The 15,130-nt window shown below is 40.9% G+C and carries 16 protein-coding genes and 1 tRNA gene; 5 read left to right on the top strand and 12 right to left on the bottom strand.

What is annotated here, in order from left to right; translation table 11 throughout:
- The first annotated feature begins 318 nt into the window (after positions 1–318).
- Positions 319–1,305 (top strand): YihY/virulence factor BrkB family protein, encoded by a 987-nt coding sequence (locus EO124_RS08870; protein ID WP_127059232.1) that lies wholly within the window; start codon positions 319–321, stop codon positions 1,303–1,305.
- A gap of 183 nt (positions 1,306–1,488) precedes the next feature.
- Here EO124_RS08870 and EO124_RS08865 read toward each other — a convergent pair whose 3' ends face one another.
- Positions 1,489–2,679: a M20 metallopeptidase family protein gene (locus tag EO124_RS08865; RefSeq protein WP_127059231.1), complete on the bottom strand. Its 1,191-nt coding sequence runs from the start codon at positions 2,677–2,679 to the stop codon at positions 1,489–1,491.
- 197 nt (positions 2,680–2,876) lie between these two features.
- Between EO124_RS08865 and EO124_RS08860 the strand changes: the two genes are divergently transcribed.
- Positions 2,877–3,605 carry a LysE family translocator gene (locus tag EO124_RS08860; protein WP_127059230.1) on the top strand — a complete coding sequence of 243 codons (729 nt, stop codon included), beginning with the start codon at positions 2,877–2,879 and terminating at the stop codon, positions 3,603–3,605.
- A gap of 151 nt (positions 3,606–3,756) precedes the next feature.
- Here the strand turns inward: EO124_RS08860 and EO124_RS08855 are convergent, their stop codons facing one another.
- A complete protein-coding gene (locus EO124_RS08855; protein WP_127059229.1) occupies positions 3,757–4,428 on the bottom strand; it encodes an NAD(P)H-dependent oxidoreductase in 672 nt (223 codons plus the stop codon).
- 210 nt (positions 4,429–4,638) lie between these two features.
- Between EO124_RS08855 and EO124_RS08850 the strand changes: the two genes are divergently transcribed.
- On the top strand, positions 4,639–5,025 hold the full coding sequence (locus EO124_RS08850) for a winged helix-turn-helix transcriptional regulator (protein ID WP_127059228.1): 387 nt from the start codon (positions 4,639–4,641) through the stop codon (positions 5,023–5,025).
- A 123-nt stretch (positions 5,026–5,148) separates the two neighbouring features.
- Here the strand turns inward: EO124_RS08850 and EO124_RS08845 are convergent, their stop codons facing one another.
- A complete protein-coding gene (locus EO124_RS08845; protein WP_127059227.1) occupies positions 5,149–5,355 on the bottom strand; it encodes a hypothetical protein in 207 nt (68 codons plus the stop codon).
- Positions 5,356–5,917: 562 nt separating this feature from the next.
- On the opposite strand from EO124_RS08845, the gene EO124_RS08840 reads away from it, so the two are divergent.
- On the top strand, positions 5,918–6,583 hold the full coding sequence (locus EO124_RS08840) for a hypothetical protein (protein ID WP_127059226.1): 666 nt from the start codon (positions 5,918–5,920) through the stop codon (positions 6,581–6,583).
- A 465-nt stretch (positions 6,584–7,048) separates the two neighbouring features.
- On the opposite strand, the gene EO124_RS08835 is transcribed toward EO124_RS08840, so the two are convergent.
- Together EO124_RS08835 and EO124_RS08830 are read right to left on the bottom strand one after the other, a co-directional pair.
- Positions 7,049–7,648, bottom strand: coding sequence for a LemA family protein (locus tag EO124_RS08835; protein WP_127059225.1), 600 nt, complete (start codon positions 7,646–7,648; stop codon positions 7,049–7,051).
- A 184-nt stretch (positions 7,649–7,832) separates the two neighbouring features.
- Positions 7,833–8,756 carry a M48 family metalloprotease gene (locus EO124_RS08830; protein WP_127059224.1) on the bottom strand — a complete coding sequence of 308 codons (924 nt, stop codon included), beginning with the start codon at positions 8,754–8,756 and terminating at the stop codon, positions 7,833–7,835.
- Positions 8,757–8,886: 130 nt separating this feature from the next.
- Here EO124_RS08830 and EO124_RS08825 point away from each other — a divergent pair, with 130 nt between their 5' ends.
- Positions 8,887–9,408: a metallophosphoesterase gene (locus EO124_RS08825; protein ID WP_127059223.1), complete on the top strand. Its 522-nt coding sequence runs from the start codon at positions 8,887–8,889 to the stop codon at positions 9,406–9,408.
- 24 nt (positions 9,409–9,432) lie between these two features.
- On the opposite strand, the gene EO124_RS08820 is transcribed toward EO124_RS08825, so the two are convergent.
- The 7 genes from EO124_RS08820 to trmB form a co-directional block, all read right to left on the bottom strand.
- A complete protein-coding gene (locus EO124_RS08820; RefSeq protein WP_127059222.1) occupies positions 9,433–9,657 on the bottom strand; it encodes an aldo/keto reductase in 225 nt (74 codons plus the stop codon).
- Complete coding sequence (locus EO124_RS08815) at positions 9,657–10,169, bottom strand: cyclophilin-like fold protein (protein ID WP_127059221.1); 513 nt, start codon at positions 10,167–10,169, stop codon at positions 9,657–9,659. Before EO124_RS08815 ends, EO124_RS08820 begins: the two co-directional genes overlap by 1 nt.
- Positions 10,170–10,220: 51 nt before the next feature.
- Positions 10,221–10,766: a hypothetical protein gene (locus tag EO124_RS08810; RefSeq protein WP_127059220.1), complete on the bottom strand. Its 546-nt coding sequence runs from the start codon at positions 10,764–10,766 to the stop codon at positions 10,221–10,223.
- A gap of 281 nt (positions 10,767–11,047) precedes the next feature.
- A tRNA-Arg gene (locus tag EO124_RS08805) sits at positions 11,048–11,122 on the bottom strand.
- Positions 11,123–11,308: 186 nt separating this feature from the next.
- Positions 11,309–12,589, bottom strand: coding sequence for a uracil permease (uraA, locus tag EO124_RS08800; protein WP_127059219.1), 1,281 nt, complete (start codon positions 12,587–12,589; stop codon positions 11,309–11,311).
- A 141-nt stretch (positions 12,590–12,730) separates the two neighbouring features.
- Positions 12,731–14,017, bottom strand: a complete 1,287-nt coding sequence (locus EO124_RS08795) for an FtsW/RodA/SpoVE family cell cycle protein (RefSeq protein ID WP_127059218.1) — start codon at positions 14,015–14,017, stop codon at positions 12,731–12,733.
- Between the two features lie 2 nt (positions 14,018–14,019).
- Complete coding sequence (gene trmB / locus EO124_RS08790) at positions 14,020–14,670, bottom strand: tRNA (guanosine(46)-N7)-methyltransferase TrmB (protein WP_127059217.1); 651 nt, start codon at positions 14,668–14,670, stop codon at positions 14,020–14,022.
- Between the last annotated feature and the right edge of the window lie 460 nt (positions 14,671–15,130).

Raw genomic sequence — 15,130 nt, 5'->3', positions numbered from 1 at the left:
TAAACATCAACTTCCACCGTCATTTTGATTATTCATTCTTCATTTCCAAATTCTATTATGCTAACTAATTTTCTGTCAGCCTAACAATTTGTTTTGTTTCTATGATTAAATAGTATCATAACAATTCAAAATATGCAACTGTTAAAAATAAAATAATTAGAGTTATTTATAATTTATCTATTTTCATCTAAACACTATAATTTTCTTCGAAAATATGTTATAAATAAGTATATCGATAAAATCTAATATATAGATACATCGGCTTTTGCCATATATCGACCAACGATAAACGAAATTATTTATAAGGAGTTAATAACTATGAAGTCTTTTATTAATGGGGCAAAGCGCGTTGCCAAGGATTACAGCGAGCACAATATCGGACGCTTATCCGCCGAAGCAACGTACTATATTATTTTATCCATAGTGCCCTTCTTAATTATTGCTTTAACAGCTATTTCCGTATTTCTCAGTCAAAATATGGATATCCTCGATCAATTTCTGGCGCTCTTACCACCGGATTCACAACATACCCTGTCAAACCTGATTGATGACTTAGCCAAAAATCAGAGCGGTACGTTGTTCTCCATCGGTATTATTACCGCCTTTTGGACCATGTCGGCTGGTACGCGCGCCTTAATTAACGCCCTTAACACCATGCTCGGCCTCGACCATGTGGAAGAAGGCATGATTAAGATGTACAGCAAGGCGTTCTTCTTCACCATTATCGGTACCGTAACCGGTCTCTTAGGTCTTATCCTTTCGGTGTATGGCCCGGCCTTCTTACAGGTAATGCAGCGCTTCATCTTTATTCCTAAAGAAATTGTCAGCCTCGCCACTATGGCGGCTACCTTATTGCCGTTGATCTCTTTTACCCTTGTGCTCACCTTGTTTTACCACTATGCACCGCGCAAAGAAACTGACAAGGACACGCCTGAAGCTACCAAAGAAAGCATCAACAAGCTTATCTCTTGGAAACGCTCCTTCGCTGGCGGCCTCTTAGCTACGATTCTTTGGTTAGCCCTTACCTACGGCTATCGCTTCTATGTTACGAATTTTGCAGGCAGTTCCTCCACATACGGCCCACTGGTTGGTATCATGATCCTCTTCGTGTGGATTAACTGGTCCGTCCAGGTCATCCTGCTCAGTGCCGAAATCGTGCGTGACCGTTCCTTCGACGCTGAGTTAAAAGCGGAAGCAGTTAAACTTAAAATGGAACAAATCGAGCAACTCAACAAAGAGGAGCAGGAAGAAAAAGAGCAGAAAGAGCTTGAAAAAAAGAAAAAATTAGAAAAGAACAAAGAGTAACATAAACTATAAAAACGCAAAAAACGCTGTAACCGATTAGTTTCGGTTACAGCGTTTTTATTATTTAATCAAACCGTATTCGTTTTATTTAAACAGATTACCTCGCAAAATCTAACATAGACCTTGCAACTGTCAAAATTACTTCTCAGCAACCTGTTGGCAACGCAAGACTATTTTGTCATATTATTCGGCATGTTCTTCCAACCATTGCAACGCATATTGGGCGTACATGGCGGAGCCGATTGGCAATGCGCGTTCATCAATTTTGAAAAAGTTACTGTGATGGGAATGAACCGCATCAATTTCAGGATTGGCAATACCGAAGAAAGCAAAGCAACCCGGTTTTTCTTCCAAATAATAAGCAAAGTCTTCGCCGGCCATTGTTTTTTCCATCAAGACTACATTGTCTTCACCAACGAGTTCAGCACCTACGCGATGAGCGAGTTCCGAGCTGGCCGGATCATTAATCGTCGGCGGTACCATTTGTCGGAAGGTTACCTTCGCCGTAGCCCCGTAGGCGGCAGCTGTTTCATTGACCATGTGAGTCATCGTCTGTTTCAAATCATCGCCGATGGCATGTTTGAAGTAACGAGCGGTGCCTTCCAAACGAGCGGATCCGGAAATAACATTATAGCGCGTACCACTGGTCATCTTACCGATGGTGAGTACCACGGAATCAAGTGGGCTGAAATGACGAGACACGATGGTCTGCAAATTCATCACGATGGCCGAAGCTACCACGGTGGCATCCACTGTCAAATGAGGCTGTGCCCCATGACCGCCCTTGCCTTCAATGTCGATACCGATTTCAAGGGCTGCCGCCATGCGTTCACCCGCTTCCACGGAAATCTTGCCAACCGGCAAATCAATCCAAATATGAGCCCCGAACACACTGTCCGTTTCTTCAAACCAGGTACCGAACTGTTTCATGTATTTAGCACCTTCGCCGCTTTCTTCGGCCGGCTGGAATACGAGGAACACCTTGCCTTTGATTTTGTCCTGCAAAGTTTTCAACATTTTAGCGGCGCCCAATAAAATGGCCATATGCGCATCGTGACCGCAGGCGTGCATCTTACCGTCATGTTTGGACGCGAAGTCATACCCGGTCTGTTCATCAACGGTAAGCGCATCAATATCGGCGCGAAGCATAATCGTTTTGCCCTTTTGAGGCCCTTCAATCCAGGCCACAATACCCGTATTTTTTTCAGGATTTATCACATACGGAATACCCAATTTATCCAGTTCACCGGCTAAATATTTAGTCGTTTCCTGTTCTTCAAAACTAATTTCCGGATATTGGTGCAAATGGCGGCGCCACGCAATAATATCCTTCGTATATTCTTCTTGTAATTTTTTTATTTCAGTTGAATTCATACATTCGCCTCCCAATCTCTTTGTTTTCATGGTAGTGTACCGGAAATGGTTTGTCAAGGTTTCCGGGTTAAAATTCCTATTTTATTACTATGATTTTGAAAATCGTGTGATTCTGCGTTTTTTCTTCTGTGGCGAGTTTTGAAAATAATATGTTATACTGACTGTATGCATTGACCGATTGAAGGGAGTTACTCTATATGGATTTAGCCTTATTTCCTTACTTTTTAGTATCATCAATACTCTTAACCCTGGCTCCGGGTCCCGATAATTTATATCTTTTAACAAAAAGCCTCGCCGACGGTGCCAGAGCCGGCATTACGCTAGCAGCCGGTCTCGCCTCGGGCATTGTCTTTCACACTTGCCTCGTTATCTTAGGGGTAGCCGCGCTGGTTAAAAGCTCACCAATCGCCTTTGCAGCCTTAAAATATGTCGGTGCCGCCTATCTTTTCTACCTTGCCTATGGCGCGTTTACAGCTAAAGTTGCGGATGCGCAACCGACTGAAGAAGCATCCGGTCAAGCTACTGCTGCCGGTTCAAACAGCGCAACAAACAGCGTATCCAGCAATGAAACATCCAGCCAAGCTTCAAGCGATGAAACATCAAGGCAAGCTTCAAACGGTGAATCATCAGCCTTCGCCATCTACCGCAAAGGTCTCATTATGAACATCTTGAATCCGAAAGTGCTGCTGTTCTTCCTCGCCTTCCTGCCTCAATTCGTGGCTCCTAATAATGAATCACCGGGCCTTGCCATTGCCATGCTCGGTGCCGTTTTCAGTCTACAAGCATTCATCTTATTCTCGATCATCGCTCTTTGTGCCGGTAAACTTCGCGGTTTCTTAAATCAAGGGCCTAAATCGCAACGTATGTTGAACCGTATTCAAGGCGTTGTACTATTGGGCATTGGCGGATTGTTATTGGTATTTTAAAATTATAAATCTACATAGCTTCCGGAATGGATAGTATTATACTTTATCATTTATGTTTAACAAAAACAAATGCTGAGGTGACTTTTAACTGTCATCTCAGCATTTTTAGTTCTATATTCTATTATCTAAAAACTATCTTAGTCGAAAACTCTTATTTAACCCAAGTTACGATATCTTCCATAGGCTGACGAGTTTTTTCACGATGAGGTTCTTCATCACGATAACCAAAGCCTACCATTACGGACACGCCGAAATGTTCTTTGTCGAGCACGCCTTCTTCGCTCAAGATTTCTTCTACTTTTTCAATGTTGAAACCTTCGATTGGGCAGGAGTCAACGCCGAGCATTGCAGCAGTTGTCATCATGTTCGCCAAGGCAATGTAAGTCTGTTTGCTGGCCCAGTCGAACATAGCACGGTCGCTATCGATCAATTTGAAATCGTTAGTCTGGAAATTGCTGTACGCACCGCGCATCATGTTCTGCACGTCTTCCGGCATGTGTTTAATATCCTTCATGATGTGAGTGATGTAATCTGCATCAGCTACGGTATCTGCTTTTTTACGAGCCAAGATAATCATGAAATGGCTGGCACCGTTCAAGCTGTTCTGAGCACCCCAGGATACAGGAAACAATTTATCTTTAATGCTCTGTTTTTCAATAATAAGGAATTTCCAAGGTTCAAAACCGAAGGAGCTTGGAGACAAACGACCTGTTTCTAAAATCGTGTTGAAATCAGCGTCGGACACCTTTTTATTAGGGTCAAACTTCTTAGTTGCGTAACGATAATTGTAAGCGTTTAAAATGTCATTTGCAGAAATGCTCATGGGTATCATCCTTTCAAATTAATAATAATTTATACTAAATTTTGAATATCTATCTTTCGACATGTTTAGTATAGCATATCTAAAAAAATAGTTGAAGAACGCAAATTTTTTATATATACTGTAAATAAATTAACTTAAGTATATTTTTTATACCTCATACATTTTAGCTTACTAAACACATCAAGTACATGGAAGCAGAGGAGAACCGTGATGAAACCCACCAGTAACACAAACAAAGAAAATTTAAAACCTTGCCCTCGTACACTATGCCCGGTAGCCACAACATTAGAGCTTATTAGCGGTAAGTGGAAAGGTATTATTTTATACCATCTTTTTACCGGCGACAAACGATTCAGCGAACTCAAGACACTAATCGAAGGCGTCACCCATCGCAGCCTGACCTTGCAACTTCGCGAACTCGAGGCCGACGGTCTTATTACCCGCACCGTATTTCCGGTAATTCCGCCACATGTGGAATATGCCCTATCACCGTTAGGTCGCACCATGGAACCGATTATCAACGCCATGTACGACTGGGGCGTTGCCTATAACACCCGGCAAGTTGATAATATACCTGCTGTTCAAGGTAATCAATAAAACTATGTGTAAGAACTCTTACAATTAAAAATACAAAAATCCCGTAACCGATGGCCCCATCGATTACGGGATTTTGCTGTCATTTCAAACTTCTATTTGCATAAACACTTTATATAACACATGTTAACGAGTTGTAAGATTAAAAGCTCGTCCCATTAATGCTTTCTTATACGCACGAGTCATTGCTTCCACACTGACTAAATCAAGACTGTCATCATACGTTTCAATTTCAAAATTGCAAACGGCTTGAGCTGCTTTCTTATTTTGCATCACTGCATAGTTATAGGCCAACTTCTTTTCTAAATCTGATAAATTAAATGAATAACTCATAATTAATTCCTCCTCCAAATTAGAACTATCTCTTTTCTTTGTTATTATCATACGCCTCTCACATTAAATGTCAACCCTTCTGAAAACTTCAAACAAATAACTAATAACTATCAGTTATGTAGGGCTATGAATTAAAGTTCTTACTCGTCAAAAAAATAATTGTCTATTGTTACTCTTCATCTTTTTATACCCTCGTAAAGTATCCGAATTTGAAGCACAAAAAAACCGCACAACGCCCACTGTTGTGCGGTTTTTCATAATTACTTATTATATACGGTTTATTGTTAACCAAAAACAATATATAGATTCTCGTCATAACTGCGCTTCATGAGGAAAAAAGGCATTTCAATTGTCAGCCTGCTCAAAAATTGTCTTCCAACATGACTAGCTTTTATAGGTTAAATTTCGCTTTTTACAATAACAGGATTTTCAGCAGCAATAATTCAAGTATAATATCTTGACTTCTGCCATTGAACTTTGATGCCCATTGTGAAAAAACGCCCCATGAGATACCATCTAATCAAACGAAATGTATATCCATTAATCATTAAGGAGGTCCCTCATGAACACTGAAACAATGAGCCTACGTAAAGCCTTAGGTCAGAAAAAGTTATTAGACAAACAAATCAAAGCCATGATGTCCGAAAAGTTCGTCACTTCTGAATCGGCCCAAACGGCTGTTATCGACGGCTTGCCGCTTAATGCTTGGCAAGACGAAGTGAAAGCCAATTATCAGTCGTTAAACGACAAAATCCGTCGCCGTGAAGCATTGGCCGTGGCCATTATGGACGCCAATGTGAATAACTTCGTGGAACTGCCGCGCTTCATTACTCTCGACGAAGAAAATATCGGCACCGAAAAAGTAAGCTTCGCCGGCGCCATTGCTCGCAAAGCTTACTATACGAATGAGCTGTCTTATATCGTTAACGAATTGCGCCAGAAGGTAACTAACGCTACCGAGCAGTTTGATTTTATCAATGATCTATGCGAAAGGACTATCAGAGATCGTATGGCGCAAGAGTTCGGCACCGTTAATAACGCCAGTGCCAAATCCCGTGAAGAACGGGAAACTACCCTTCGCAAACAATATGAAGCCGTTTTCTACGATCCGGCCGATATTGTGAAAAAAGCGAAACTCGCCAAAGAGCGCATCGAGAACTACCTCGAAGAAATCGACGCTATTTTGGGCAATGCCACCGAAATGACGACCATCACTGTGACATACTAACTTTGCTGTGAAATACAACTGAATACGCCGGATTACCGAAAAACATTAAATATGGTTTGCCGGGTTTTTGGGAGCAGGGTTTTACCGGTAAAACTAAAACTCTGCCATTGCCTAAAATAGGATAAACCAAGGCACTTTATTGTCTGGTTGTAATTATGCTGCCATGAGCAGTTATGGTCCGCAGGGCGCCGTTGATATGCTAAAGCCCCTGCAGTAATCATTAACCATTAATTGTTAGCGTTAAACTATTAATCATTAAACCCAAGTTAACTGTTACCAATAAGCTATTAATCAATAAAGGTTAATCATTCTAAAATCTTGGAGACAGATTTTCGCTACCAAACCAAAGCCCAATGTTTTGCACCAAGCAGGTAATCCGGCATTTTTATTTTTGCTTAAACAACAAAAAAGATGCATAAAAGGTAAATCACTTATACATTTTATACATCTTTTTTTATTTAAGTATTATTTATTGATTTTATCTTTTATTTGTTCTGTTTTATCTTTTAAAACTTCTGTGCCCTTAATCGCTAATTCTTTAATAGCTTCAGTATTTGCACCACTAAAAGAATCAATCCCAATTTCATTATTAGGATCAAAATACGGGGCTTCTTTGAAACCTAACGCAGAGGCAACAAATACCATTGGAATTTGTGCTATCTGGCTATTGTAACCTTTAACCACATAGTTGTAAGTTTCACGCTTTTCAGTTAAGATCTGCTCATTTTGACTAATATTTTCTAAGAATTGCGAATAATGAGTACTGGACTTTAATTCAGGATATGTATTCGCTAATGCCTTAATCGAAGTAACAGCTTCAGATGTAGCACGAGCCATTTCAGTATAATTATCAGAAACCTTAAGTTGAATTAGTTTTTCATAGCTACCATAACTGTTAACTAAATCGGCAAACTGATTAACAATCGCTACTTTACGTTCTACCACTACTTTAATATTAGACCTTGCTTCTTTAATTTCTTGGTTTAAACCCTGTAACCGATTGTATCTTGTAATAAAATAGTAAACAAGAAAAATCAGAAGAACCCAAAATAAAAAACTCATCATAGTAACACTCCTTATCCCTATCTTACCAACAAATCCCTATACTCTTAATACTTGCATATATCCCACACAATGCTATATCAAAAGTAGATATTACTGTATAATTTAATTATAGCAAAAAAAGTACTGCAGATGAATGATACATTTATAAAATATAAATTTCTTTCATTTTAAATCCTATAATCAATTATTCCTGCTGTGACAACTCATATAATTTAGCCACCCGTTTACGAAGCGGCAGATGGTCACTTACCAATTGATTGATGAAACCTTCCGTATCACCGTAGCGCGTCAGTTTTGCCAACGCCGACGCGAGTTCTTGCCCGAGTCCCAACTCATGAGCAAAACGATCGGCACGATATTCGGCAACACGTGAGCCGAACGGCGCCAACAGCACATAGCCGAAATTGGCGATACTATGCAAGATTCGTACAATAAATCGTATGAATAGGATAAAGGCCATGAAGATAACTGCCAATATATTGATAAACGGAATATAGCGAAGTATATTATACACCATCGTAATCATCCAAACGATTAATTCAAAGGCAATTATGATAGCGTTATACACATTGAGCATGGCCACCGACGTCATACCGTAAGTGGTATCGCGATGAATCAAATGGCTGAGCTCATGCGCCAGAATCCCCTTAAGTTCAGCCGAGTTCATTTCATTAATCAATCCTATCAACACAACGACCCGATCATGGCCTAAGGCAAAGGCATTAATCTGATTGCTGTGCTGTACATACAGCCGATAGCGCCCCGCATCAACGCCGGCGCGATTACACACATCTTGCCAACAGGCATCTAAATAGTTTTTCAAATCACCTTCCGGTTTGCTGATATTTTTAGCTTTTAAAAACAAGCCTTGTACCGGCGGTAATTGGAACAAGATGATGGCGACTAAAAAGAAAAGTGCCACCCAAGTGCAAGATATGGCAAAGCTGTGTGTCGGTAAATTGTATTTTTGCAAAAAGTCTAAAATAAACGGCTGTTCCAATATGGTCGGTTCGCCAAAAAGCGCAAAAATATTATTGATAAAGTGCAAAATAACCGTTCCTACCAAACCATAAATGAGGCCGGTAATTATGAGCAATAGAATTCCCATGCATATCCCTTTCTATTCGCACAACCTCTGATGTTTTAAACGTATACCCGGTATGTCCAATACCATGCCTAAACTTACGATATATTCTCTATTCTTATCTAGATTATACCCCAAGACAGGAGTAACGACCATGATTTATTTCACCAGCGATCTGCACCTAGGCTATCCAAAAGTTATTAAAAACAGAAATCGTCCATTCGACACGGTTGAAGAAATGAACGAAACACTCATCGCCAATTACAACAGCCTTGTTTCTAAAAAAGATACGGTGTATCTCTTAGGGGATTTAACACAAAAACTAGAGCCTCAGGAGGCCAATTCGTTACTGAGTCGTCTGAATGGTAAAAAGACGCTCCTCATAGGCAATCATGATAAGTATAAGAAATATGATGCCAAAATTTTTAAAGAGATGTGTGATTATAAATATTTGACTGATAAAAAAGTCCCTATCGCCTTGATGCACTATCCCATTTTGGCGTGGAATCGCTATCGTCACGGCAGCATGATGCTACACGGTCACATTCACTCAACGGGCGAGTATAACGAACGAAATCGAGTGGAAGGCATTCGACGCTACGACGTAGGCGTCGACGCCAATCACTTCTTCCCCGTTTCATTGGATGAGATTTTGGAATTTTTTGAGATTGAATAAAAAGGAGTTAACCTATGATTTTCTTTATTTCTTCTCATCCAGCAGCATTACGCCCTGTGGCGGATTATGATCAATAGCCCCCACTATGCGATGCGGAATATATGGTTCTTCCAAAAAGACTATATCTTCGTCTGTCAGGTTTACGTCAAGGGCCGCCACTGCATCATCTAAATAGGCACTCTTAGTCGCCCCTACAATAGGCGAGGCTACACCTTTAGCCCAATGCCATGCCAATGCAATTTCCTGCATTATTCCACCTTCTCAATCGTAGCCGTGAAGTCGCCTTTCAAGCCTGAGAGAATCTCCATTCCGGACTCTACACGTCCTAATTTAATTAGTCCCGGTGAATGGCCAAAATCTTTATAAAAAATGCATAAATTGCCCCATGGCGCGAAGTAGCATAAGTCGCCTACATCGGGATCCGTTGCATCCGGTTCCCCTTTGGTCGGTAATTTTTCAGGCGGATAGGCAATTTTCTCCGTGCCGTTATAATCTGAAAAACTCAGCTTCATAGGAAGTGTTTCGTAGAGGGCATTGGCCGTTGGGGTATCATAGAGAACAATAGAAATCTCTTGGCCTTCGACGGTCATTGTTAATTTACGATTCGTTACGTTTGGTGTAGCTTGTTGAGTTTTCACAACACTCGTCTCCTCTTTGACATTCGAATTTACAGCCTCTTTAGCCGTGCTCGACTGGCCCGCACAGGCCGTCAATATGGTAACAATCAGTAACATTGCCAGAAATACAATAACTTTTCTCATAAAAACCCCCTTTTCTCAATGAAACTGTATCCAAAATAAAAATCAAACTATTTATTCCGAAGATCGATTTGTTATCAAACCCTTGTCATAATTGCTTTGGATAGTCATTAATACTTCATATAGTTGCATATCTTTCGTCACTTCTTGTGGCTCTGAATTAATGTCTCTATCATCAACACCTTCAAGTGACACGATTATTTCATGAGAGGGAGCCGTCACATAGTAATCAATACTCGGAACAATAGTAGATATATAAACAATGACTTTTACAGTTTCTTTTGCATAGTCAACAAAGAAAACTCCATGAGAGTATGAATACATCGCCTGATCATCACTTTTTATAACTCCAGATTCTCCATCCGTATTCGGTTTTAGTAAAACTCTAAAAAAAGTATTATCACCATTTACCGTAGCAAATATTTGATTATTTGGATCTTTCGTTGGTAACTCAATAAAATTCTGCCTGCCATAATCGGCAAAGATTGTTTTCAGTGCATTACTGACAAGAGGTCCAGGATTACTTTTATTATAACCAAATACTGTAAAAATACTCATCATAAACATCATCACAAACACAACACCGACTTTTACCCTCATAATACCCTCCCTAAATAAACGTAACACTCATCGCCAAGATAAAAAAACTATGTAACAATCTATCCCTTACATACATTCATTTTTCATCTTATCTTAAAGATATATAAAAATATAAAAAATGTAAATACATTTTTTAGCCTTATTTTCTTCTTAATTCATATCGTATATTGCGACTTCCACCGATCTGTACAATCTGCCCCCTTATCTATCATTGATTTCAAAATACGCCCCGCTGTAGATAAAAAAAGGCCTCTCGAAAATTCGAGAAGCCTTTATTTATCTGGTGCGCCTAGCAGGATTCGAACCTGCGCTCTCGGTTCCGGAGACCGATGCTCTATCCCCTGAGCTATAGGCGCATATTGGGATAACCTCTTTTTTCAATATAATCATGAATCATAACGACAAGAGCCGTCAAGGTTACCCAATTATTATATCAGTGCTGATTATACACTGTCAAATACAGGCTAAGTCATAATCTAGCTATAATCTAGTTACAACTTAGCCGTACCGTATACACGGCTCAATCAAAACACAACCTCAACTTAGTCATGTTTAAGCTGTTTATTGCCGATACCTGTTTTACGAAGAATGGCGAAGCAGAGGCTTAAAATAACAGCTACTACGGTAGCGAGGCCCATGCCTTGAAGAACAACCGGGCCAAGTGTCACTTGAGCGCCGCTGAGACCGGTAATCATAACAATGGACGTTAAAATCAAATTATCAGGACGTGTATAATCTACTTTACGTTCAACGAGCATACGCAAGCCGGATGCTGCGATAATACCGAACAACAAGATACTTACACCACCCATAACCGGTACCGGAATAGCATGGATTAAAGCGGCGATTTTACCGATAAAGGAGAAGATAATCGCTAACACAGCCGCCCCACCGATAACATACACGCTAAATACACGAGTGATAGCCAAAACACCGATGTTTTCACCATAGGTCGTATTTGGTGTAGCACCAAAGAAACCGGACAGAATGTTGGCAATACCATCGCCCAATAAAGAGCGTTCCAAACCCGGATCTTTCATGAGGTCGCGACCTACGATGTTACTGGTTACCACCAAATGGCCTACATGTTCCGCAAATACAACGAACAAGGCCGGCATAATCATCAAAATAGCGTTAATATTAAAAACCGGTGTGGTCATATGAGGCAAGGAGAACCAAGCCGCTTCGGATACTTTTGAAAAATCGACCACGCCCATGATGGCTGCCAATACATAACCGGACACAACGCCTATTAATACAGGAATTACCGCAAAGAAGCCACGGAAAATAACGGTGCCCAAGATAGTTACAATCAAGGAAAACATGGAAATCGTCACAACTTGCGTATGGGTCATGCCCAAGGTTTGCCAGCTGTCACCAACGATGCCGGCCATGCCCATAGCTACCGGACCAAGTTCCAAGCCGATAACAGCGATGATTGCCCCCATGGCTGCCGGTGGGAATAACAAGTCAATCCAACCGATACCAACGGCACGAACAATGAAGGATAACACGATAAAAGCTAAACCGAAAGCAATAAAACCGCCTTGTGCCGCTTCATAGGACATGCCGGCCGCCATAACGGATAATACCGGCGCGATAAACGCGAAACTGGAGCCCAAATAGGAAGGGATTTTCCCTTTACAAATAAATAAGTACAAAATGGTACCAATCCCGTTCATAAATAACGCCGTTGCCGGATCCGCTTTTAACAAGTACGGTACCAACACGGTAGCCCCGAACATAGCGAATAAATGCTGGAAACTCAACGGCAACATGGCCGCATTTGACGGCCGTTCAGATACGTCAATAAAGTCTTTCATGCCTCTAAATCCTTTCTGAAATCCTTTTTTAAAACAAAAACACTATAAAACAAAAACTCTATAACACTATAACACTATAATGCTACAACACTACAGCACTACAGCACTACAATGCTAAGACACTATAAATAACACACGGCTCTACTTAGTCCCCACGGAAGATGGTCTGAAACGACTACGCGTCTCTTCTCGAAGGGATGGTGCCACACCTTGTGCACCAATCTGGCGATTAGCGAGCTCATTGCTGCGTGAAATGCTAAGCAAAATAGACACCGCAAAAATGTTCATCAATAACGAGGAACCGCCATAAGAAACAAATGGCAATGGTACACCGGTAACCGGCAAAACGCCACAAACCATTAGCATATTGAAAAAGGCCTGCCCCCCAATGAGGCAAGTAATGCCGATAGCTAATAGTTTTCCAAATAAATCACGAGCGTCCGCCGCCACACGCAAACCGTAAACGACAAACAGAAATATGACAATCGCTAAAAAAAGCGCACCCAATATACCTGTTTCTTGAGCCCAAACGGCAAAGGCAAAGTCGGTATGAGCTTCCGGTAAATAGAAGTATTTAGCCGTCCCCTCACCAAGGCCTTGGCCAAAAATCCCGCCGGATCCGATGGCCACAAGACTTTGTACGCTTTGGAAACTCTTGGTCAACGAATGCCCCCAAGGGTCCCACCATGCTAGAATGCGGTCACGCCGATAATCGGAAACCCAAATCAAAATAATAAAACCAATTATCCCCATGAACCCGAGATATTTTAGTTGGGTCAAAGAGGTACGACTCATTTTGCCGATTATCATCAACAGTAAGGGGAATGCCAAAATTAACATGGCCGTCCCTGTATCCGGTTCTACCAGCGTAAGACCGGCAAATGCTATCGGAGCCCAGAGTGCTTTGGTTGGCCGATAGGTAAACGGCGGTGTAAAACGTCGTCCGTATAAATCATGTTTTTCTAAAAGCTCTACATGAGGATAGCGCTTGCGCCAGTCTTCAATATATTTACAGGTCCAAATAATGCCACCTAATTTAGCAAATTCCGACGGCTGTATCGATACGCCAAAAGGCAGGGAAATCCAGCGATACGCACCGTTAACTTGTACCCCCGCAAAAACGGCTACCAATAAAACGATAAGAACCAACGAAATTATATTTAAGAACTTTTCGTCTTTCAGCCTTCGATAATCCAGCCTATACACGCCTCGCCCTAAAAATAAACCGAACGTTAAATATATGATATGTTTTACGATATTGCTGGAAAAGAACGAATCTTGACGCACTAAATCCACCGAGGTCGCACTATAGATATTGAGACTCCCGATAATAATCCAAATGCCTACCATGACCATAATGGCCTGGGCATCATTGCGGAAGAGCGTTTTCAAACTGAACGAAGGTAATTTTTTAACCTTTTGCGCCATAATTACGCCTCCTCAGGTTTAATTGCTTCCAGGCGGAAAATCGGCTGTCCTTTTTTGCTAAATTTTTCTTCGTATTCAGTCATTACATTCGGCGTATCCGTGCTGTGTAAATCGTAAGTCACATTTTTTAACGTCCAGCCGCATTCTTTAAATTCTTCCAAGGAGAACAAAAAGAGTCCTTCATTGTCTGTTTTGAAATGAATTTCGCCCTGTGGTTTTAACAAACGAGCATATCTGTCTAAAAACGTGCGATATGTTAAACGACGTTTCGCATGACGTGCTTTTGGCCATGGATCGCAGAAGTTGATGTAAAAGCGATCGATTTCGCCCGGTTCTACTACCTCTTCGATACCGGCAATATCAAATAAAGATACTTTGGCATTTGGCAAATTGCGTTCAAAAATCTTCTGAGCCGCGTAATATAAAACGCCGAGCTGTACTTCAAAACCTACGAAATTAGCTTCCGGATGGGCTTCTGCCATGCCTGCAATGAAGCGGCCCTTACCGGTGCCCAGTTCAAAGTACAAAGGTTTGGTCGGGTCTTCAAACATCTCTCGCCATTTGCCTTTGTGTTCCGCGTGGTTTTCTAAAATCACGTGGGAATCGTATTCATGAATAGCCTCGTCAATCCAAGGTTTTCTACGTAATCGCATATTGTCTCCTTCACAACTTATGTTAAAAATCTCTATCTAGTTAATTATATAGTATTGCTTTAAAATACTCAACGGAACAAGGGAAAAACATGATTCCCTTAATCGACTAAATTATTTTAGAGTTGTGTGATACAATTAAATTGAAATCACCGACAGCAGAAAATCGCATTTGCTGCCTTAATATGAAGAGTGCCATGTTTTATCATGGGTTGCGTCCTTCCGGTGATTTCTTTTTTGAAAAAACTAAAAAACAATGAGGCTGTATCAAAATGTAGATTTACCCACATTTTAGATACAGCCTCATTTGTTTGAGAAGAATAGTTATTATTGCAGATTTTAAAGTCAACCAGTGTCCCCTGCAGCCAATGACTGCCACTGTTAACTAAATCTACATTTGCAGAAACCCCTTACTTTGGTTTCCCCGATTCACCTCCTCCCCCATCATCAAATACGGATATGT

Origin of the sequence: Veillonella ratti (genome assembly GCF_003992115.1) — a bacterium.
Lineage (GTDB): Bacteria > Bacillota > Negativicutes > Veillonellales > Veillonellaceae > Veillonella_A > Veillonella_A ratti.
The sequence above is the reverse complement of the archived record's forward strand: the minus strand, read 5'-3'. Positions and strand labels throughout refer to the sequence as shown.